This window comes from Thalassovita gelatinovora (assembly GCF_001458355.1).
Taxonomy (GTDB): Bacteria; Pseudomonadota; Alphaproteobacteria; order Rhodobacterales; family Rhodobacteraceae; genus Thalassobius; species Thalassobius gelatinovorus.
On sequence record NZ_CYSA01000015.1, the window covers coordinates 567,769 to 587,068 of the forward strand.

The 19,300-nt window shown below is 59.1% G+C and carries 20 protein-coding genes; 14 read left to right on the forward strand and 6 right to left on the reverse strand.

Features of this window, described 5'->3' with window-relative positions:
- The first annotated feature begins 21 nt into the window (after nt 1–21).
- A complete protein-coding gene (locus TG4357_RS07420; RefSeq protein WP_058262218.1) occupies nt 22–777 on the forward strand; it encodes a WecB/TagA/CpsF family glycosyltransferase in 756 nt (251 codons plus the stop codon).
- Here the strand turns inward: TG4357_RS07420 and TG4357_RS07425 are convergent.
- Genes TG4357_RS07425 through TG4357_RS07435 form a run of 3 tightly spaced genes read right to left on the reverse strand, consistent with a single transcriptional unit; the run spans nt 772 to nt 5,085 of the window.
- Nucleotides 772–1,545 (reverse strand): SDR family oxidoreductase, encoded by a 774-nt coding sequence (locus TG4357_RS07425; RefSeq protein ID WP_058262219.1) that lies wholly within the window; start codon nt 1,543–1,545, stop codon nt 772–774. The two genes, TG4357_RS07420 and TG4357_RS07425, sit on opposite strands and share 6 nt — an antisense overlap.
- Nucleotides 1,532–3,112, reverse strand: coding sequence for a GMC oxidoreductase (locus tag TG4357_RS07430; RefSeq protein ID WP_058262220.1), 1,581 nt, complete (start codon nt 3,110–3,112; stop codon nt 1,532–1,534). The genes TG4357_RS07425 and TG4357_RS07430 overlap by 14 nt, the downstream gene beginning before the upstream one ends.
- Entirely contained in the window at nt 3,109–5,085 is a 1,977-nt protein-coding gene (locus TG4357_RS07435; RefSeq protein ID WP_058262221.1) for an acyltransferase family protein, read from the reverse strand. Before TG4357_RS07435 ends, TG4357_RS07430 begins: the two co-directional genes overlap by 4 nt.
- A gap of 257 nt (nt 5,086–5,342) precedes the next feature.
- Between TG4357_RS07435 and phnC the strand changes: the two genes are divergently transcribed.
- The 5 genes from phnC to TG4357_RS07460 all read left to right on the forward strand — a co-directional run bounded on the left by phnC (nt 5,343) and on the right by TG4357_RS07460 (nt 10,102).
- Complete coding sequence (gene phnC, locus TG4357_RS07440) at nt 5,343–6,146, forward strand: phosphonate ABC transporter ATP-binding protein (RefSeq protein WP_058262222.1); 804 nt, start codon at nt 5,343–5,345, stop codon at nt 6,144–6,146.
- 58 nt (nt 6,147–6,204) lie between these two features.
- Nucleotides 6,205–7,104: a phosphonate ABC transporter substrate-binding protein gene (gene phnD / locus TG4357_RS07445; RefSeq protein WP_058262223.1), complete on the forward strand. Its 900-nt coding sequence runs from the start codon at nt 6,205–6,207 to the stop codon at nt 7,102–7,104.
- An 84-nt stretch (nt 7,105–7,188) separates the two neighbouring features.
- Nucleotides 7,189–8,064, forward strand: a complete 876-nt coding sequence (gene phnE, locus TG4357_RS07450) for a phosphonate ABC transporter, permease protein PhnE (protein WP_058262224.1) — start codon at nt 7,189–7,191, stop codon at nt 8,062–8,064.
- 2 nt (nt 8,065–8,066) lie between these two features.
- Entirely contained in the window at nt 8,067–9,404 is a 1,338-nt protein-coding gene (gene phnE / locus TG4357_RS07455) for a phosphonate ABC transporter, permease protein PhnE (protein ID WP_082644089.1), read from the forward strand.
- A gap of 83 nt (nt 9,405–9,487) precedes the next feature.
- Nucleotides 9,488–10,102, forward strand: a complete 615-nt coding sequence (locus TG4357_RS07460) for an LbetaH domain-containing protein (RefSeq protein ID WP_058262225.1) — start codon at nt 9,488–9,490, stop codon at nt 10,100–10,102.
- 227 nt (nt 10,103–10,329) lie between these two features.
- On the opposite strand, the gene TG4357_RS07465 is transcribed toward TG4357_RS07460, so the two are convergent.
- Nucleotides 10,330–11,511, reverse strand: coding sequence for an alpha-D-ribose 1-methylphosphonate 5-triphosphate diphosphatase (locus TG4357_RS07465; RefSeq protein ID WP_058262226.1), 1,182 nt, complete (start codon nt 11,509–11,511; stop codon nt 10,330–10,332).
- Between the two features lie 78 nt (nt 11,512–11,589).
- On the reverse strand, nt 11,590–12,297 hold the full coding sequence (phnF, locus tag TG4357_RS07470) for a phosphonate metabolism transcriptional regulator PhnF (RefSeq protein WP_058262227.1): 708 nt from the start codon (nt 12,295–12,297) through the stop codon (nt 11,590–11,592).
- Nucleotides 12,298–12,401: 104 nt separating this feature from the next.
- Between phnF and phnG the strand changes: the two genes are divergently transcribed.
- The 7 genes from phnG to phnN are packed head-to-tail and all read left to right on the forward strand — an operon-like array spanning nt 12,402 to nt 17,423.
- Nucleotides 12,402–12,845, forward strand: coding sequence for a phosphonate C-P lyase system protein PhnG (phnG, locus tag TG4357_RS07475; protein ID WP_058262228.1), 444 nt, complete (start codon nt 12,402–12,404; stop codon nt 12,843–12,845).
- Nucleotides 12,845–13,414, forward strand: a complete 570-nt coding sequence (gene phnH / locus TG4357_RS07480) for a phosphonate C-P lyase system protein PhnH (protein ID WP_058262229.1) — start codon at nt 12,845–12,847, stop codon at nt 13,412–13,414. The genes phnG and phnH overlap by 1 nt, the downstream gene beginning before the upstream one ends.
- Nucleotides 13,414–14,502: a carbon-phosphorus lyase complex subunit gene (locus TG4357_RS07485; protein WP_058262230.1), complete on the forward strand. Its 1,089-nt coding sequence runs from the start codon at nt 13,414–13,416 to the stop codon at nt 14,500–14,502. The genes phnH and TG4357_RS07485 overlap by 1 nt, the downstream gene beginning before the upstream one ends.
- Nucleotides 14,499–15,371, forward strand: a complete 873-nt coding sequence (locus TG4357_RS07490) for an alpha-D-ribose 1-methylphosphonate 5-phosphate C-P-lyase PhnJ (protein ID WP_058262231.1) — start codon at nt 14,499–14,501, stop codon at nt 15,369–15,371. The genes TG4357_RS07485 and TG4357_RS07490 overlap by 4 nt, the downstream gene beginning before the upstream one ends.
- A complete protein-coding gene (phnK, locus tag TG4357_RS07495) occupies nt 15,368–16,138 on the forward strand; it encodes a phosphonate C-P lyase system protein PhnK (RefSeq protein ID WP_058262232.1) in 771 nt (256 codons plus the stop codon). The genes TG4357_RS07490 and phnK overlap by 4 nt, the downstream gene beginning before the upstream one ends.
- 59 nt (nt 16,139–16,197) lie before the next feature.
- Nucleotides 16,198–16,881 carry a phosphonate C-P lyase system protein PhnL gene (gene phnL, locus TG4357_RS07500; RefSeq protein WP_058262233.1) on the forward strand — a complete coding sequence of 228 codons (684 nt, stop codon included), beginning with the start codon at nt 16,198–16,200 and terminating at the stop codon, nt 16,879–16,881.
- Complete coding sequence (gene phnN, locus TG4357_RS07505) at nt 16,878–17,423, forward strand: phosphonate metabolism protein/1,5-bisphosphokinase (PRPP-forming) PhnN (protein WP_074646745.1); 546 nt, start codon at nt 16,878–16,880, stop codon at nt 17,421–17,423. Before phnL ends, phnN begins: the two co-directional genes overlap by 4 nt.
- Here the strand turns inward: phnN and TG4357_RS07510 are convergent.
- Nucleotides 17,405–18,088 carry a DUF1045 domain-containing protein gene (locus TG4357_RS07510; RefSeq protein WP_058262235.1) on the reverse strand — a complete coding sequence of 228 codons (684 nt, stop codon included), beginning with the start codon at nt 18,086–18,088 and terminating at the stop codon, nt 17,405–17,407. The two genes, phnN and TG4357_RS07510, sit on opposite strands and share 19 nt — an antisense overlap.
- Nucleotides 18,089–18,144: 56 nt before the next feature.
- Here TG4357_RS07510 and TG4357_RS07515 point away from each other — a divergent pair, with 56 nt between their 5' ends.
- Complete coding sequence (locus TG4357_RS07515; protein WP_058262236.1) at nt 18,145–19,287, forward strand: alpha-D-ribose 1-methylphosphonate 5-triphosphate diphosphatase; 1,143 nt, start codon at nt 18,145–18,147, stop codon at nt 19,285–19,287.
- Nucleotides 19,288–19,300 lie beyond the last annotated feature (13 nt).

Genomic DNA, 19,300 nt, shown 5'->3' on the forward strand with positions numbered 1-19,300 from the left:
GTTATTTTTTAGGAAATCGGCATGAAATTCTGGGTTGGAGCCTATGAAATCGACATCAACATCGCCAACCGGGCAGCGTTGGAAGATGCGGTCAAGGATCGGTTCAAAGACCAAAAGGGATTTGCCCTTGCCACGCTCAACATGGATCATTTGGACAAACTGCGCCACGACAGCGCTTTTCGTGCCGCCTATGGCGCGCAGGATCTGGTGGTGGCGGATGGCAATCCGATCGTCTGGATGTCGAAACTGGCGGGCCGTCCGGTTGATCTGATGCCCGGCTCCGATCTGGTTATCCCGCTGGCGCAACTGTGTGCAGCCTGCGATGTGCCGATGGCGTTGGTGGGCAGCACGCAGGACAGTCTGGAACGAGCAGCCAATGTGTTGCGCCAACAAACGCCCGGGCTTCGGATCGTTGCCTCTATCGCGCCGGCCTTCGGGTTCGATCCTGAAGGAGAACAGGCGCGGGATATCCTGCAACAGATTGCGGCATCCGGGGCGCGGTTCTGTTTTCTGGCCCTTGGTGCCCCCAAACAGGAACGATTTGCCGCGCTTGGGCGTGAATTGACCCCCGAAATCGGATTTGCATCGGTCGGGGCCGGTTTGGATTTTCTGGCCGGATCGCAGACCCGTGCGCCATTGTGGGTGCGAAAACTGGCGCTAGAATGGTTGTGGCGCTTGCTGTCCAGCCCAAGCCGTTTGGCCGGGCGCTATGCCCGAAGTTTCACCATCCTGCCGGGGCATGTGCTGCGTTCGCTGTTTCGCAAACAGACCTTATAGATGCCGCACTGGCCCGGCCCGGCGCAACAGCAACGCATCCTTGATCCGCCCCTTCAATCCACGGGACGGCGGAATTTCATGATCCCGTTCGAACACCGTGCCGTTTAACGACCGATCATGCCAGAGTGCCATTTCGACCCCCCAAACTGCGGATTGAGCGGGGTCCAGACCGTCGGGGATACCGATCTTTGTGGCCAGCATGCCCGGCATCCAATCATTGATGACGATATCGGGAAACCGGTCTCCCAGATCAGCCAGCGCCGCACGGGTGTAAATTCGCGCTGCCCCCTTGGAAACGGTATAGGCCGCGCTGGCCGGAAGGGGGAACATATCCGCAAATGTCGATACATTTACAATCCGACCGAAACCGGTCTGAACCATGCCTCTCAACGCCGCTTGGGTGCAGGCTACGACACCGCCCAGATTGATCCCGACCGTCGCCATGAAGCTTTCAGCGGTTTCATCCAGCAAGTCACAGCGGGGATAGACTGCGGCATTGTTGATCAACAGCACCGGATCACCCAGATCATTAGCCAGCTTCAAAAATGCTGCATCGACGGCTTCATAATCGGACACATCGACGTGCAACGGGTGAAACGCGGGTCCGGCCAATTCGGCGGTTTGTTTCAGCCCGTCTTCGCCGCGCCCGACCCCTGCGACGGTCACACCGCGCCGGGTCAGTTCGACGCTCAACGCCCGACCCAGACCCGCCCCGGCCCCGGTAACCACGGCAACGCCTTGCTGCAATCTGGGATCATTCCGCGGCATCGGTTTTCCTTTCGAATTGGTCGGCAATCTGATCGGCCACCCGCAGCGCGTTGGCCGCTATGGTCAGGCTGGGATTGACCCCCATCGAGGTCGGGAAGATCGACGCATCAGCGACGTAAAGATTTTCCAGCTCATGCGCCCGGCAATCGGGATCAAGCACACTGGTTTCTGGGTCAGCCCCAAATCGCAACGTCCCGCAGGGATGGCCGAAATTCAACTCGGGCTGAAATCCCAAAAACATGCGCCGATGGCCTGTGAATGCCTGCCGGATCAAGCGGCGGAATTTCCGCCGCCGAGTCAGCAGTTCCTTGGAAATCGTATAGTCAAAGCGGATCGCATCGGGATCATGCGGGTCCAGTAGAACCCGGTTTTCGGCATAGGGCAGATCTTCCATCAACCCGACGAAAACCTGTGCATTGCCAAACAGCTTGGCCGCGATCAGCGCCGGAATACGCGTCAGTTCCTTCAGCAGCCGGAACCGGTGCAGGGAAGACTTCTCGATCAGCTGCTTGAGATAGTGGACGATTTCCCCGTAAGACACCTCGATTCCCATTGCCTGAACCATGCCCAGCCGCGTCCCATCGACATGGTACAGATCCCGAAACCCCAGCGATTTGCTGGGTCCGTCGGCGGCAACGGATTTACCCGGCCAGACCGCGATCATTTCGTTAAGATGAAACATCAGATTGCACCCAACCATGCCATTGCGATTGGCCAACCCACCCGGTTGCGATGCCAGCAGCAACCGCGGCGACCCAAAAGCACCCGCCGCCAGAATGACGATCCCGGCCGAAAGCGTCACCACGTCGCCGTCCCGTTCCGCGACAACGCCGGTAATGCGGCCGTTTTTGGCTTTCAGGCGCCGTACCGCACAACGATCCAGCAGCGCCGCACGCCCGGTTTCCAGCGCCGGTTCCACCCCGGCCGAGCGGCCATCCATTTTGCAGGTCTTCGGGCATTTGAAGCCAAGGCACGATTTGCAGCCTTTGATCCGGCGTAGCGCAGCATGCAGTTGGTAGGGATGCAACCCTCGCGCGCTCAAACGCTGTTTCATCGCTTGATCAGACTGCGACATCGGGGCCGGATCACGCAATGCGGTGCTGGCAAAGGCAGCCAGCGGATCGGGGTCACCACCGACGCTGAACAGGTCTTCGGCCTGATCGAAATAGGGGCGCATCTGCGCATGCGTCACCGGCCAGCCTTGGATCGGGTGCGGTTTGTCCGCGCTGTCGTCCAAATCATGCGGTTCGGGCCGTTCCAATGTCGCGGCATAAAACACCGAAGATCCACCGACACCGCCACCAATCGGGCCAAAGAATTGGCTGTCACGGCCATTGATCCGCGCCTGCATCGGCGTAGGCCAGAACCCTCGGATCTGCCGCGCGACCGGGTCGAACATATCGGAGTTCAGTGCGGCTTCTTCGGTCCGGTATCCGGCTGGCCCCTGTTCCACGAACAACACCCGCAGCCCGCGTTCGGCCAACCGCCGTCCTGCCATTCCGCCACCGATTCCGGTGCCGATGATGATCGCGTCCCAAGTTTCGCCAAGGGCGTCGTTCAGGTTCATTCCGCCGCTCCATTGAAAACCGATGCAAACACCGGCGCGACTCGCGCCGCACCTGTGTTCGTCAGGTGGTTATTGTCGAAATAGACCACTTCTTCCCCGGCCCAGATCGAACACCGCAAAGCGTTGCACAAATAGGGTCGCGGATCGAGAAGCGTCGCGTTTTCAGCCCCGGCAATTTCGGCAATCATCACGTCCGAACGCGCCTGTCGTGCATCGACCTCGCTCAACGGTACCGAAAAAACTTCGCTCAACCCGTCAGATCGTCCATGCGCCAAACGGCGCGCAGTAATCCGGGAATCGTAAAACGGAATTTCCGGGATTTGCCGAAGGATATGAACCTTTGCATAGGTCCCGACCTCGTCAACCGTCCGAGACAGCAGGTCGCGCAGCCTGTCCGCTTGTGACCCGGTTTCGGGCAGCAGGATGATCTTGTTTTCAGCATCAACGCCCACGCCGGTGCCGTCAACGTAATAGCTCCAGCGGCCGATCAGAACGATATCGCGCAGGCCCATATCTGGCAATGCGGCACGAATACTTGCGTTCGCTGTGGTGCAAGCCAAATCCTGTACCGGGGTGGCGGAATTTTCCCGCTTTTCCACGCCGAAGACCGGCGGGCAGCCAGCATGCCAGATGATCAGACCGGGAACCTGACGCTGGTCGGCCATGGCACCGATCCCATCCATCAGCGCCCGGAGATGGCTATCCCCCCAGAACAGAACCTGCGGATCGCCCGCCGGTCCGATGGCGCAGGTTTCAACCCCAGCAAGGGGACCAGACTCAGCCACGTTACAGCGGCTCCAATCCTGTAGAAAATCGGCCGACGCATCGATATGGCTGCGAATGTCGGCAGGGAACCGGCCCGGAAATCCATCCGCTTTGAACGCCGCGCCACCAATGCCCAACGTGACCAGAGATAGCAAACCAACCCCCATTATCGTGGTGGGAAACCCTAACCGTGCGGCATGACGCGTGGGCCGTTCGACGAACCGCCATGACACCACCGCCAGCAGCAGCGACAAAGCCATCCATGCCGCCGACTCTGCCGGTCCGGCATAGGTTTCGCGGACATATTTGGACAACACCGCAACCGGCCAGTGCCAAAGGTAGAGCGAATAGGAAATCAACCCGACAAACACCACCGGCCCGGATCGTAGCAGACGGTTGACCACATTGTCATCTTGCCCGTTCAACAGGATCAGCACAGTGCCCAAGGTAGGGATCAGCGCCCAAGCCCCGGGAAACCCCGGCCCGGATTGAACGAAGACCACCGCATAGACAAGCAACGCCATCCCGGCAAAAGACAACAAAGGATGCAGCGCCCAATCGCTGCGCGTCTTATACCCCCAGATCGCCAGCAATACTCCGGCCAGCAATTCCCACGCCCGAAACGGAAACAGGAAAAACGTGGCAGTGGGATTGGTCGGGGTGAATGATACGCAGGCCAGAAGCGACAGAACAAAGACGCCTTGCAATATGGGCGACAACCAGCGCCGTCGACCAATCAGCAGGATCAGCAGCGGCAAGAACAGGTAAAACTGTTCTTCGACTGCCAAAGACCATGTGTGCAACATCGGTTTTTCTTCGGCAGCGGCGTCGAAATATCCCGCCTCGCGATAAAACTGCACATTGGATAAATACACCGTCGCCGCGATCAGACTTTTACCAAATTCACGATATTCAAACGGCAGTAACACTTGCCAAGCCACGGCAGACACCACCAACGCCATGGTGAAAAACGCCGGTGCCAAGCGTTTGAACCGGCGCAGATAGAACCGGCGCAGCGACACGCGGCCGGTTTGATCCAGTTCCGACCACAGCAAACCGCCGATCAGAAAGCCGGAAATGACAAAGAAAATGTCGACCCCGACAAACCCGCCGCCGATGCCTGCGACATCAAAATGGTAAAACACCACCGACAGCACGGCAATCGCGCGCAACCCGTCGATTTCTGGCCTGTATCCGTTTGAAACCATTCGCTGTTACTTTAGTCCTCGACACACCGCACGGCGTTGACTGATTTTAATTCACCGCGATCACAATCCGACGCACAGTCTACAGACAATTACGTCAGAAATCCGATGACATTCGGAAATTAACAAGAGTTTTCCTAATCTTCGTTGTATTTCTTTGCACCAGTCCTCGGCCGGCGCCGTCACAAAAGATTAATAAAATCGTCAAATTTCCGAAGTGCATCCGACCTATGTCGGGCCCTACAGGAATGGGGCGATACATGCTGAAAATCGAAAATCTGACCAAGGCCTTCGGGGCGGTGAATGCGGTGGACAATGTAACCATCGAAGTAGACCGTCCGATGATGATCGGTGTAATCGGCGCTTCGGGGGCTGGGAAATCCACCCTGCTGCGAATGCTGAACCGGTTGGAAACCGCCACCAGCGGAACAATCACCGTAGAAGGTCAGGAAATCACCGGCCTGAAAAGCGCCGACAAGCGACGCTGGCAGCGCGATTGCGCGATGATTTTCCAACAATTCAATCTGGTGCCCAGAATGGATGTGGTTTCGAACGTGCTGCATGGCACATTGAATCAGCGGTCGACGCTGGCGACCATGTTCAATCTTTACCCCACTGCCGATATTCACCGCGCCATCGACATCCTGGACCGGCTCGGCATTGCCGCCCATGCAGCCAAACGCGCCGAGGCGCTTTCGGGTGGCCAGCAGCAGCGCGTCGCGATTGCCCGGGCTGTGATGCAAGATCCGAAAATCGTTCTGGCCGACGAACCGATTGCGTCGCTCGACCCGATGAACGCCCAGATCGTGATGGACGATCTGCGCCGCATTCATGACGAAGACGGTCGCATGGTCATCGCCAACCTGCACACGCTCGATACCGCGCGGCGCTATTGCGACCGGGTGATCGGCATGCGCCAGGGCCGCGTCGTATTCGACGGCAGCCCCGAACAACTGACCACTGGTGTCGCGCGTGACATCTATGGTGCCGATGCCAGCTTCAGCGAAGCCGCGACAAGCACCAGCATCGACGCTTTGGAACAAAAAATACCGCAACGCGCCTGAACCCTCACCATCGCCCGCAGCGGTGAAGCCGCGGGTTTCATCAAACCGGAGAGAAACGATGAAAAAACTGATTGCAGCCGTATTGGCAACCACCGCCCTAACCGCCCCGGCCATGGCCGAAGACTTCAAAGAATTCCGCATCGGCATTTTGGGCGGCGAAAACGCCCAAGACCGTATGACCTCGAACGAGTGCTATCGCGCCAAAGCCGAAGAGCTGCTGGGCGTTCCAGTCAAACTGTTCACCCCGGCCGACTATGACGGCGTGATCCAGGGCCTGCTGGGCGGCACCATCGACATGGCATGGCTGGGCGCCTCTGGCTATGCCAAGACCTATCTGACCAACCCCGACGCGGTTGAACCGATCATGGTCAAAACCAACGTGGACGGCTCTTATGGCTATCACTCGATCGGTTTTGCCCGCAAGGACAGCGGCATCACTTCGCTGGGAGACATGAAAGGCAAGCTGTTCGGTTTCGGCGATCCGAACTCGACCTCGGGCTACCTGATCCCGTCGATCGAAATCCCCGAAACCACCGGTGCGACGATGGCATCGGGGGATTACTTTGGCGAAGTGAAGTTCACCGGCGGCCATGAACAGACCATCGTTGCCGTGAACAATGGCGACGTCGATGCTGGCGTGACCTGGGCCGATGGCATGGGCAACTGGGAAGACGGCTACAACTCTGGCGCCCTGCGCAAAGCCGTGGATGCCGGCCTGATCGACATGAACGATCTGGTCGAAATCTGGAAATCCAAGCCGATCCCCGAAGGCCCCGTCGTGCTGCGCAAATCGCTGCCCGAGCGTGTCAAGATCGATATCACGACCCTGACCGCGTCGCTGCCCTACATGGATCCTGATTGCGCCTATAACTTCATGGCAGGCGAAGCCCTGGGCTTCCAGCCGATTGCACATGAGGACTATCTGTCGATTATCGAAGCCCGCAAATCCAAGATGTAAGCTTGTGCTTTATCTTTGGCCGGTCCTGTGAAGGGCCGGCCATTTTTCTTAGTTAACCCAGACACTTTTTCAGGAGCAAGCCCAATGACGGAAAAAGCTCTCGGTCCCGACATAGAGAACCCGAGGCTGCGCGAGGTACGCGAAGCCTATGCGGCGATGACCCGTACCAAACAGATGTACGGCGGGATTGTTATGGTCGTCTTCGTGGCCCTGATGGCTTCGGGCTTCATGCTGGCCGATAGCCGCAATGCGGGTGGTTTCTGGGATGGAATCCTGAATATCTTCATCTTCCCCGGCGAGGTGTTGTCAGAAGCCGCCGGAAAAGCGACGCTGCTGCCCGGGCTGATGGTGAAGTTCTTTCCTTCGTTGATTGAAACGATCAACATCGCCGCGGCGTCAACACTCGTCGGGGCACTGCTGGCAATCGTTCTATCGCTGCTGTCAACCCGCGGGCTGGCCCGGTTCCCGCGGCTGATCCCGGTGTTTCGCCGGATGATGGATATTTCGCGCGCAGTTCCTGAAATCGTTATCGCATTGGTTCTGATCTTCATTCTGGGGTCCGGCCCCGTGCCTGCAATGATCGCCATCGCGTTCCACACCTCTGGAGCATTGGGCAAGCTGTTCTCCGAGGTAAATGAAAATGCGTCGATGAAACCGATCGAAGGATTGCAATCCGTTGGCGCGAACTGGACCCAACGCATGCTTCTGGGCGTGATCCCGCAGGTGGCACCGAACTGGTTGAGTTATGCATTGCTGCGGTTCGAGATCAATATCCGCGCTTCGGCCATCCTCGGTTTTGTCGGGGCAGGTGGCATCGGCTACGACCTCAAGAACGCCTTCAGTTGGGGGCTGGGCCGTTATGACGAAGTGGCCGCAATCTTCATCCTTCTATTCCTGACCATTGTGTTTTTCGACCAACTGTCGAGCCACTATCGCAACAAACTTGTCGGAAAGACCTGATCATGACCGCGATTGCAGATATCCCCGCACAGTCTGACTGGAAGGACACGGCCACCGCGCGGATCACCCGCAAGCGGTTGATCGCATTTTCGGCGCCTCTCGTGATCCTGACCTATTTCGTTTACCTGTTCTTCGCCTTCGATATCTCTGGGCTGGCCGGGCGTGCGCGCATGGACAATGCTGCGGTGCTCGTTGCCGATAGTTACAGCTACAAGACGCACGTCACTCACGACAACCGCCGTGGTGATCTGAGCATCGCCATAGAAGGTGAAAACAAAGGCACCTATCCCGACGGCATGACCCCGGACTTCGTGACCTTGACGGGTGAAAGCACCGCGCGGATTGCCTTGACCGCCGGGGAAAGCGCCAAGATCGACGGAGCGACGTTACGGTATAGCGTACCGGGCTATGGCACGGTCACTGTGACGGTCGAGGGTCGCAAAATTTCGCTTGTGACCCCCGATGATACAGTGCCGGACTGGATCAGTTCCAGTTCTTCGCGCGTAACCATCACCGGCAAAGGTGGTCGCGCCAGCGTCACCCGTGCCCGCACCGAGGTATTCCGCTACTCCTACGGGTGGGAACTGTTCTGGTTCACGCTCGACAGCCCGTTCTATGGCAAGTCGCCGGTCGAATTGCTGGGGTTGGCCCTGTCCGGCGACCGCGTGGTCGCGGACAAGAGCAACTTTGCCGCCATGGTTGACGGTGTCTGGAACAATGCCATGTGGCGGCACAAGGATGTTTTATGGGCGATCTTTGAAACCATATTGATGGCGTTTCTCGGAACCATGGGCGCGGCCATCATTGCCTTGCCGCTGGCGTTCCTGGCGGCGCGAAACTTTTCCCCGTTTATCGCCGTGCGGTTCGGGTTCCGTCGACTGTTCGATTTCGTGCGTGGGGTGGATGGGCTAATCTGGACGATCATCCTGTCACGTGCGTTCGGCCCCGGCCCACTGACGGGTGCGCTGGCTATTTTGCTTACCGACACCGGCAGCTTCGGCAAAATGTTTTCCGAAGCCCTGGAAAATGTCGACGACAAGCAGATCGAGGGTATTCAATCCACCGGCGCCAAGCCGCTGCAACGCTACCGCTTCGGCGTGATCCCGCAGATCACCCCGGTGCTGCTGAGCCAAGTGCTGTACTATCTGGAATCCAACACCCGCTCGGCCACCATCATCGGCGCGATCACCGGCGGCGGTATCGGTTTGCTGCTGACCCAGGCGATTATCACCCAGAAAGATTGGGAAGAAGTGTCTTATTACATCGTGCTGATCATCTTGATGGTGATGCTGATGGACTGGATTTCGGGCATGTTGCGGCGCAAGCTGATCAAGGGATGACCGGACCCAACTTGCGTGGGCGGCCACTGTGGGACGCCTGCGGCGAGCGAGTATTTTTTTCGGAACGATGAAAGGATGAGCGCATGATGAAACTGCGCGCGGACGCCCCCGTGATCCATGAAGATGTGAGCCTGACCGAGGTCACTTTTGGGCGCTATTGCGAAATCGGCAAGGGAAGCCGAATCGGCCACAGTGATATCGGCGATTATTCCTATTGCGACCGCTATGCCGACATTGCCAATGCGGAAATCGGCAAGTTCGCCAATATCGCCAGCTTCGTGCGGATCGGGGCGACCGATCACCCGATGGAGCGCGCCAGCCTGCACCATTTCCTGTATCGCAGCGCCGATTATTGGGACGATGCCGGGCATGACGAAGACTTCTTTGTCCATCGCCACAGCCGCCAGGCAGTGATTGGCCATGACACATGGATCGGGCATAACGCACAGGTGAAACCCGACGTAACCATAGGCCACGGTGCCATCGTTGCTTCGGGTGCAGTGGTGACCCGCGATGTAGCCCCTTACATGGTTGTCGCCGGCATCCCGGCCCAACCGATTCGGGACCGCTTTCCCGCCGCAATAGCGGACCGGTTGATGGCGCTGGCATGGTGGGATTGGTCACATGAAACCCTGCGCGCCGCGTTGATGGATTTCCGCCAGTTGAGCATCGAAGCGTTTTTGGAAAAATACGAATAATCCCTGCGGTTTCATTCCCTTAAAAAAATGCGGCCCCCAAAGGGACCGCAATTGGTACTGAAAACGAAATCGGGGGAAATGGACCTTGTGGCCGGGCCACGTTTGAAATTCCAAATTCCAGCGCAACAAGACATTTGGGGACGTCATATCCGGTTGCACGCTACGCCGTTACTTTGAACGCGAAACCTGACACTGGAATGAAGGCTGGGTAACAAACACGTGAAAATTCATTCCGCCGCCATCGAAAGCGCACCGGGTTGTGTCAGGAACCGATGCGCAGCTTCCCCGGCCAAAAAGGCCAAGCGCCCGTTGCTGATCGTCGCCTCGATCGCCCGGGTCTGTTTGTGGATCACCACCAGATCGGCCCGCTTGCCGTAATCGATCACGCCCCGGTCAGCCAGGCGCAGAATCTGCGCCGGGCGTTCGGAAATCAGGGCCCAAGCCTGTGGCAGCGACAAGGTCCCCATATCGGTCAAGCGAAACGCCGCCTGCGACAGTGCGGGATAGAAATAGTCAGACACCAAGGCATCGCAAAGACCTTCGCGCACCAGCTGAACCGCCGGAATATTGCCCGACTGCGATCCGCCACGCACAACGTTGGGTGCCCCCATCAGCACCGGGTCACCCATCGCCGCTGCGGCGGCTGCCGGGCCGCGTTTGGTAGGAAATTCACAGATTCTTGCGCCGATCATGGCATAATGTTCGCGCGCTTCGGCGGAACCGTCATCATGCGATCCATAGCTTACGCCCAGAGTATCGAAAGCTTCTGCCAGACGGCACAGGTGGCGCGGCACCTCATGGTGACGGGCAGCGACCCGATGCACGATATCCATATGTTCCTTGGATGTACGGCCATTACGCGCGGCCCAATGTGCAATCAATCCCGGATTGTTTTGTGCGGATTCGACCGCTTCGTCCAGATGATTGTTGAACACCACATAATCGACACCATGCCGACGCACCGCACCCAGCAAGCGGTCTTCGTCTTCGATCATATGGGTTTCATAGCGCAACTGAAGCCGAAGGTCGGTCAAGGCGTGGGGCCGGAATTGATCCAGTGCCCGCATCACGTCTTCGGCGAAATCCGGGCCGCGCATGCCGCCTTCCCAGGACCAGCATTGGGCCAGCCAGGCGGTTGTCACACCATTGGCCGCAGCTTCGCGGTCAGTCGCGCGCAACCCGGTTTCAATCGGAAAAGGTGCGCTGGGACGTGGTGCAATATGACGTTCGAACGCGTCACCATGAAGATCGATAATTCCCGGCAGGATATAGTAGCCCGACAGGTCGACCGCTGGCTGTGGACCCTTGGAAATCCGCCCTTGATCGATCACCACGGACCGGTCCTGCATCTGGCCGTCGCGCAGCACGGTTGCACCGGTCAGGCGCAAAGGGGGTAAGATCCGACACATGGTTCTGCTCTGGCTGTAACAATGTTTCTGGGTTTCTAAGGCCGATCTGTATCGGGCGTATGACAAACCGACATATTTCTAGCCTTCTACGACCAAGGTAATGCGATCCCCGACAAACCAAGTATGACCATATTCCACCGGACAGCCATCCGGATCGACATTGATCCCCACGGTGCGCAGAATCGGCGCCCCTTCGGCAACATTGAGATGGAGCGCCTGCGTCGCAGTCGCCAATTTGGCAGTCAGTCGAGTCGAAGCACGGGTGTAGTCCTTGACCCCTGCTGCGGCCAAAGCCCGTGTCACCGATTTCATATGATCAAGGTCGCCCAGAAGACCAGGAAACCGTTCGGCGGAAAACACCGAACGGAATATGGCAATGGCAATGTTATCGGCCAGTGACAGACCTTCATAGACATGCACCGGAGTACCCGCAGCGATCTGCAACGCACCGGCCTCTTCCTTGTCGCAGGGCCGGGTTTGCAGGGTCAGAATGCGCTTGGCTGGCATCCGCCCGGCGGCCTCAAGGTTTTGGTGAAACCGGACCCGTTTACCGATGGGGTAATCGGTGGGTTCGGCCAACACGAACACACCTGCGCCGCGTCTGGCATGGGTTAACCCCTGTTCCTGCATATCCTGCAACGCGCGGCGCACCGTGTGGCGGTTCACCCCGAACCGGGAAGCCAGTTCAGCCTCGGTCGGAAGCTTATCGCCAGGCCGGTAATGCCCCGCCGCTATTTCCGCAGTCAATGCGTTGGCGATGGATCGCCAAACAGATGTCTTCGCCATTCTGTCACCAATGTTTCACAATTTTGAGTCTTCAAATTCGAGCGGTCCGAGCATATGATTTGTCTAGTTGTATAGAACAATAGACAAATCGACAAGGTGTCTAGATGCACAAGATAGAAGAAAGAAAAGGCTGGATCGGACTGCTGGCCAAAGCGCCCGCAGATCGATTGACAGCCTTGTGGGACAAGGTGACCGACAGGCCCGGTTTCACCTTTCTGCGCGCGCCGGAAATCGGTGGCGCAATGGTGCGGGGACGCATGGGGGGCACCGGGGGTGCCTTTAACTTGGGCGAAATGACGGTAACCCGCTGTTCGGTCCAGATCGATAGCGGCGAGGTCGGCCATGCCTATGTGCAGGGCCGCGACAAAGCCAAGGCGGAAGCCGCGGCGTTGATCGACGCGCTGATGCAGACCAAGGCAGCCGATGGTATCCGCGAAGCGGTTCTGGTGCCGCTGGAATTGGAAATGACATCCTCCAAGGTCGCCCGCGCCGCCAAGGCCGCCGCGACCAAGGTCGATTTTTTCACCATGGTACGGGGGGAAGACTGATGCAGAGTACAGCATTGACCGGTGGTTTCGCCAAAGCACCGCAGGATGCCGCCCGCGCCTTTCGCGCGGTGATGAATGTGATGGCTCGTCCGGGGCTGATCGAAACACTGACCGGTGCGAAACCACCCGCGCCACTGTCTGACGCCGCCGGAACGTTGGCGTTGACCTTGCTTGATGGCTCCACCCCGGTTCACCTGGCCGGGGCGCTGGACTGCAAAGATGTGCGCGACTGGATCACCTTCCATACCGGCGCACCCTTCACCGGGCGCGAACATTGCGCCTTTGCCTTCGGTCTATGGAGTGATCTGCTGCCATTGGCCGGCTATCCGATCGGCAACCCCGAATACCCTGATCGTGGCGCGACTCTGGTGGTTGAAATGCCTGCGCTAACCGCCTCTGGCGTCACGCTCAGCGGTCCGGGGATCAAGGATGCCGCGGCGCTGAACCTTCCCGACCGGGCGGCGTTCCGGGCCAACGCAATGCAATTTCCGCTGGGGCTGGATTTCTTCTTTACCAGCGAGAACCGTATCGCGGCCCTGCCGCGCAGCACGAAAGTGGAGGCAGCCTGATGTATGTTGCAGTTAAAGGCGGCGAAAAGGCGATTGATGCGGCCCATGCATGGCTGGCAGAGGAACGGCGCGGTGATGTCACCGTGCCGGAATTGTCGGTTGCGCAGATCCGCGAACAGATGGCGCTGGCCGTCAACCGGGTGATGGCCGAAGGATCGCTTTACGATCCCGATCTGGCGGCGCTGGCGATCAAGCAGGCGCGCGGCGACCTGATCGAGGCGATTTTCCTGATCCGTGCCTATCGTACTACCCTGCCGCGTTTCGGCTACAGCAATCCGGTAGATACCGAAAAAATGGCCTGCGACCGGAGGATCAGCGCCACCTTCAAGGACGCGCCGGGAGGTCAGGTGCTGGGCCCGACATTTGATTACACCCACCGTTTGCTGGATTTCAAATTGGCCGCCGATGGCGAGGTTCCCGAGGCCCCGACGCGCGAAACGCAAACCGGCCCGGTGCCCCATATCACTGATTTCCTGAATCAGGAGGGGCTGATCCAGACCGAACCGACAAGCGATGAAGCACCGCGCGACCTGACCCGCGAACCGCTGGAACTGCCCGCCGACCGGGCGCTGCGGCTGCAATCGCTGACCCGCGGCGACGAAGGCTTCATCCTTGGCATGGCCTATTCGACGCAGCGCGGTTACGCCCGCAACCACGCCTTTGTCGGCGAATTGCGCATCGGCACCTGCGCCGTGGAAATGGACATCCCCGAACTGGGCTTCGCGGTCGAGATCGGTGAAATCGAATTGACTGAATGCGAAACCGTGAACCAATTCGCCGGATCGAAAACCGAACCGCCGCAATTCACCCGTGGTTATGGCCTGGTCTTTGGTCAAACCGAACGCAAGGCGATTTCCATGGCCCTGGTCGACCGCGCGCTGCGCTGGCAGGAAATGGGCGAAGACAATCTGGGGGCTGCGGCGCAGGACGCGGAATTCGTGCTGTACCATGCCGACAATATTCAGGCGACCGGGTTCCTGGAACATATCAAACTGCCCCATTACGTCGATTTCCAATCGGAATTGGAACTGGTGCGCAAAATGCGGGCCGACGCACAGGCCCAGACAATGCCGGAGGCCGCGGAATGACCCAAGACTACAACTTCGCCTATCTGGATGAACAGACCAAGCGGATGATCCGCCGCGCCATCCTCAAGGGGCTGGCGGTGCCAGGTTATCAAGTGCCTTTCGCCTCGCGCGAAATGCCGATGCCTTACGGCTGGGGCACCGGCGGGGTGCAGGTCAGCGCATCGATATTGACCCCCGAAGACACCATGAAGGTGATCGATCAGGGCGCTGACGACACCACCAACGCGGTATCGATCCGCAAGTTCTTTGAAAAGACCGCAGGCGTGGCCACCAGTGAGGAAACATCGAAAGCAGATGTAATCCAGACCCGCCACCGGATTCCCGAACAGGATCTGCGTGAGGATCAGATCCTCGTCTATCAAGTGCCAATCCCAGAACCGCTGCGGTTCCTGGAACCGCGTGAAACTGAAACCCGCAAGATGCATGCTTTGGAGGAATACGGGCTGATGCATGTAAAACTGTACGAAGATATTTCCAAGAACGGCGCGATTTCGACCTCCTACGCCTATCCGGTCAAGGTCGAGGGGCGTTACGTGATGGACCCCTCGCCGATCCCGAAATTCGACAATCCCAAGCTGGAAATGGCCGCCGTGCAGCTGTTCGGTGCAGGTCGTGAGCAGCGGATCTATGCGCTGCCGCCCTATACACGGGTCGTCAGTCTTGATTTCGAAGATTATCCGTTCGAGCCCAGCAAGGCCGATCATGCCTGCGATCTTTGCGGGTCGGACACGTCTTATCTGGACGAGGTGATCATGGACGATGCGGGCGGGCGGATGTTCGTCTGTTCCGACACCGATTTCTGTCGGTCGCGCCGTGCTGCGGGCCATGTCGGCGCGCAGGGCGTCCCGTTTGAGGAGGATGCGGCATGACCCCGCTGTTTCAGGTCAAGGATCTGTCGAAATTCTATGGCAACCGGATCGGGTGCAAGGACGTGTCCTTCGATCTTTACCCCGGCGAAGTGATGGGTATTGTCGGTGAATCCGGGTCGGGCAAATCGACCCTGCTGAACTGTCTGGCCGGACATTTGCCCCCGGATCGCGGTGAGGTCCTGTTCGACACCCGTACCGACGGGATGCGCGACACGATACAGATGAGCGAACCGGAACGCCGCATGCTGGGGCGGACCGATTGGGCCTTCGTGCATCAGCACGCCCGCGACGGGTTGCGCATGGGAGTTTCTGCGGGTGGCAATGTCGGTGAACGGCTGATGGCCGTCGGGGCGCGCCATTATGGCGATATTCGCGAACAGGCGATCGATTGGCTGGGCCGGGTCGAAATCAACGCCGACCGCGTAGATGACAGGCCAAGTGCCTTTTCCGGTGGCATGCAGCAGCGGCTGCAAATCGCCCGCAATCTGGTGACCGGCCCGCGCCTGGTGTTCATGGATGAACCCACCGGCGGCTTGGATGTGTCAGTGCAGGCGCGGCTGCTGGACCTGCTGCGCGGATTGGTGCGTGAAATGGGGCTGAGCGCCATTATCGTCACCCATGACCTGGCCGTGGTGCGGCTGTTGGCGGACCGGCTAATGGTGATGAAGGACGGACACGCGGTGGAAACCGGCCTGACCGATCAGGTGCTGGACGATCCGCAACATGGCTATACGCAGTTGCTGGTCAGTTCGGTGCTGCAAGTTTGAAAGAGTGGGGCTCTGCCCCACACCCCGAAGTATTTCGGGAACAATGAAAGTCTGAAGAAATGATTGAGATCAGCGGTGTTTCGAAAAGCTTCGTGCTGCATAATCAGGGATCAGCGGTAATCCCGGTGATGAAAGACGCGGACTTGCACGTGGAACCCGGCGAATGTGTTGCGCTGGTGGGGGCATCGGGGGCGGGGAAATCCACCCTGATGCGGATGATCTATGGCAACTATCTTGCCAATGCCGGGCGGATTGTCGTCGGCGGTGTTGATGTTGCCCGCGCCGAACCGCGAGATGTGCTGGCGCTGCGGCGCGAGGTGTTGGGCTATGTCAGCCAGTTCCTGCGGGTGGTGCCACGGGTACCGACATTGGATGTGGTAGCCGAACCTTTGCTGAACTTGGGTGTTGATCGCGCAGAGGCCCGCGGCCGGGCCGAAGATCTACTGGGCCGGTTGAACATCCCAGAACGGCTATGGGCGCTGTCGCCGACGACGTTTTCGGGCGGCGAGCAGCAGCGGGTAAATATCGCCCGCGGTTTTGCCCATACCTTTCCGGCATTATTGCTGGATGAACCTACTGCAAGCCTGGATGTCAAAAATCGCGACGTGGTACTGAACCTGATCAAAGAGGCTAAGGCACGCGGTGCGGCGATTGTCGGGATTTTCCACGATGAAGCCGCGCGCGACCACGTTTGCGACCGCGAAGTCGATGTCACCGGCTTCACCCCGAAGGCCGCCGCGTGAAACCGGGACGGTTCATAGCCATTGTCGGCCCTTCGGGGGTCGGCAAGGACACGGTGATGGAAGCAATCTGTGCCCGCAATTGTGATATCCTGAGGGTACGCAGGGTGATCACTCGCAACGCAGACGCGGGCGGCGAAGATGCCGAAGCGGTCACGCCAGAGGTATTCGAGGCCCGGGTCCAGCGCGGCGATTTCGCGCTGCATTGGCAGGCTCATGGGCTGCGCTATGGCATTCCGGCTTCGGTCGACGCGGCCCTCAAGGCCGGACGCGATGTGCTGGCCAATCTGTCCCGCGCGGTTCTGCCGGAATTGGCGACGCGGTTCGACCGGCCCGTGATCGTATTGTTAACGGCGACGCCGCAAGTTTTGGCAGCGCGCCTGTCAACGCGTGGACGCGAGTCGGCCGAGGAGCAAGTCAACCGCCTGAAACGCGCCGATTTCAAACTGGCCGAGGGGCTGAATCCGATCGTGATCCGCAATGATGGCACATTGGACAGCACCGTCGACGCCTTTACCGCGGCACTTCAGCCGGAAAGGGCGTAGCGATGGATCAGATGGAACATCCCGGCCTGATCCTCGCCCACCAGACAGAGGTCGTTGATGATAAAAGGTGTGGGCAAAAGCGGGGTGACAATCGGGGCCAGACGATCACGAACGGTTTCGGCCTCGGTCTTGATCAACCGCCCGGTGAGCGTGATGTGGAAGCGGAATTCCTCCATCACGTAAGGATAGCCCCATTGCGTCAGCAGCGCCTCTTGCCGATCAGACAGATTGGCTTTGCGGCGACGGATCAGGTCTGCGTCGGTTGGGGCGGCGCGGAAATCGTCCAACCCGCGCACCAAGGTCGCGGCCAAAGCGCCGAGCGGCGTGGTATCGCCGGTCACGGTCAACGCCAAAAAGCCGCCCAGCCGGGTCAGGGCCAGTCCTTCCAGCCGCACAGGGGGCTGCGCTGCGCAGAGCGTTTGCGCCGCTGCAGACAACGCTTTGAAATCCGTACCTTCAGCCAACCGGAACGGCGGTTTCACCGTCGCGTGCAACCCGTATTTGCGAGGTGTCGCGGTCAGGGCCGCGATATCCAGACCATCGATCTGCGGATGGGTGCCGGGCCGCCCGGCCGTCAGATCCCAACCCAGCCAAGCCGCGCCGAAATCAGCCAAGGCTCCGGCTTCGGGCGCGTAATAAATGGCGAAACGTTTGAAGTCGGTCATCTGATGGCCTTTGATATTTTCTGCAGGGCGGCATGACGCCAAAAGGTAACAGGACAATGACAAAACAGCTTATCCTTGCGAACGCAAATGTGGTTCTGGAAAACGAGGTCATCCGTGGCGCGGTCACCGTGACTGATGGTGTGATTACCGCCATCGATCCGGGCATGTCGGTCCCGTCAGGGGCCGAGGATTTGGAAGGTGATCTGTTGTGCCCAGGATTGATCGAATTGCATACTGACAATCTGGAACGTCACATTCAGCCGCGCCCCAAGGTGGACTGGCCCCATGCGGCCGCCATCGTGGCCCATGATGCGGAACTGGCCGGGGTCGGGATTACCACCGTGTTCGACGCGATGCGGGTCGGGTCGATTCCAACCGGAAAGGGGCGTTACCTGAAATATGCGCGGTCCTTGTCGAAAGAACTGTGGGGGCTGCGCGAAGCCGGGGCGCTGCGGATCAGCCATTACCTGCATTTGCGGGCCGAGGTCTGTTCGGAAACGTTGGAAGAGGAAATGGCAGAATTCGGCCCCGAGGATCGCGTCGGTATCGTCAGCCTGATGGACCATACGCCGGGTCAGCGCCAATTCCGCGATATCAGCAAGTTGAAGGCCTATGTCATGGGCAAGAACAACATGACCGAGGATGATTTCGCCGATCACGTTTCAAATCTGAAGGACATGCGTGACCGTAACGGTGCGCGCCACGAATCAGTGGCCGTATCCGAGGCCAATCGCTATGGCGCGGTTTTGGCCAGCCATGACGACACCACCCCCGACCACGTGACGGTATCGGCCCGTCATGGCATCCGGTTGGCCGAATTCCCCACCACCGTCGAAGCGGCGCGGGCCTGTCATGACCATGGCATCGCGGTAATGATGGGGGCGCCGAACCTGATCCGGGGCGGATCGCATTCCGGCAATGTCGCGGCCGGGGAATTGGCCGAACTGGACCTGCTGGATATCGTTTCATCGGATTACGTGCCTGCGGCGCTGCTGTCATCGGCGCTGTTGCTGGGCGATATGTGGGGCAACACGGCGCGCGGCATCGCCACGGTGACCAAGGCACCGGCAGAGGCCTCTGGCCTGACCGACCGGGGTCGGATCGCCACGGGTGAACGCGCAGATATGATACGGGTTGCCCGGATTGCCGGTGCACCGGTCGTGCGGTCGACATGGGTGCAGGGCAATCGCGTGGCTTGACGATCCTTGGTTG

Excerpts from the sequence above, each read along its gene's own strand:
- TG4357_RS07485 (WP_058262230.1), top strand. The coding sequence starts at position 13,414 with ATGTATGTTGCAGTTAAAGGCGGCGAAAAGGCGATTGATGCGGCCCAT.
- phnG (WP_058262228.1), top strand. The coding sequence starts at position 12,402 with ATGCACAAGATAGAAGAAAGAAAAGGCTGGATCGGACTGCTGGCCAAA.
- phnD (WP_058262223.1), top strand. The coding sequence starts at position 6,205 with ATGAAAAAACTGATTGCAGCCGTATTGGCAACCACCGCCCTAACCGCC.
- TG4357_RS07490 (WP_058262231.1), top strand. The coding sequence starts at position 14,499 with ATGACCCAAGACTACAACTTCGCCTATCTGGATGAACAGACCAAGCGG.
- TG4357_RS07425 (WP_058262219.1), bottom strand. The coding sequence starts at position 1,545 with ATGCCGCGGAATGATCCCAGATTGCAGCAAGGCGTTGCCGTGGTTACC.
- TG4357_RS07460 (WP_058262225.1), top strand. The coding sequence starts at position 9,488 with ATGATGAAACTGCGCGCGGACGCCCCCGTGATCCATGAAGATGTGAGC.
- phnK (WP_058262232.1), top strand. The coding sequence starts at position 15,368 with ATGACCCCGCTGTTTCAGGTCAAGGATCTGTCGAAATTCTATGGCAAC.
- phnH (WP_058262229.1), top strand. The coding sequence starts at position 12,845 with ATGCAGAGTACAGCATTGACCGGTGGTTTCGCCAAAGCACCGCAGGAT.
- TG4357_RS07515 (WP_058262236.1), top strand. The coding sequence starts at position 18,145 with ATGACAAAACAGCTTATCCTTGCGAACGCAAATGTGGTTCTGGAAAAC.
- phnL (WP_058262233.1), top strand. The coding sequence starts at position 16,198 with ATGATTGAGATCAGCGGTGTTTCGAAAAGCTTCGTGCTGCATAATCAG.
- TG4357_RS07420 (WP_058262218.1), top strand. The coding sequence starts at position 22 with ATGAAATTCTGGGTTGGAGCCTATGAAATCGACATCAACATCGCCAAC.
- phnE (WP_082644089.1), top strand. The coding sequence starts at position 8,067 with ATGACCGCGATTGCAGATATCCCCGCACAGTCTGACTGGAAGGACACG.
- TG4357_RS07510 (WP_058262235.1), bottom strand. The coding sequence starts at position 18,088 with ATGACCGACTTCAAACGTTTCGCCATTTATTACGCGCCCGAAGCCGGA.
- phnC (WP_058262222.1), top strand. The coding sequence starts at position 5,343 with ATGCTGAAAATCGAAAATCTGACCAAGGCCTTCGGGGCGGTGAATGCG.
- TG4357_RS07435 (WP_058262221.1), bottom strand. The coding sequence starts at position 5,085 with ATGGTTTCAAACGGATACAGGCCAGAAATCGACGGGTTGCGCGCGATT.
- TG4357_RS07430 (WP_058262220.1), bottom strand. The coding sequence starts at position 3,112 with ATGAACCTGAACGACGCCCTTGGCGAAACTTGGGACGCGATCATCATC.
- phnE (WP_058262224.1), top strand. The coding sequence starts at position 7,189 with ATGACGGAAAAAGCTCTCGGTCCCGACATAGAGAACCCGAGGCTGCGC.
- phnF (WP_058262227.1), bottom strand. The coding sequence starts at position 12,297 with ATGGCGAAGACATCTGTTTGGCGATCCATCGCCAACGCATTGACTGCG.
- TG4357_RS07465 (WP_058262226.1), bottom strand. The coding sequence starts at position 11,511 with ATGTGTCGGATCTTACCCCCTTTGCGCCTGACCGGTGCAACCGTGCTG.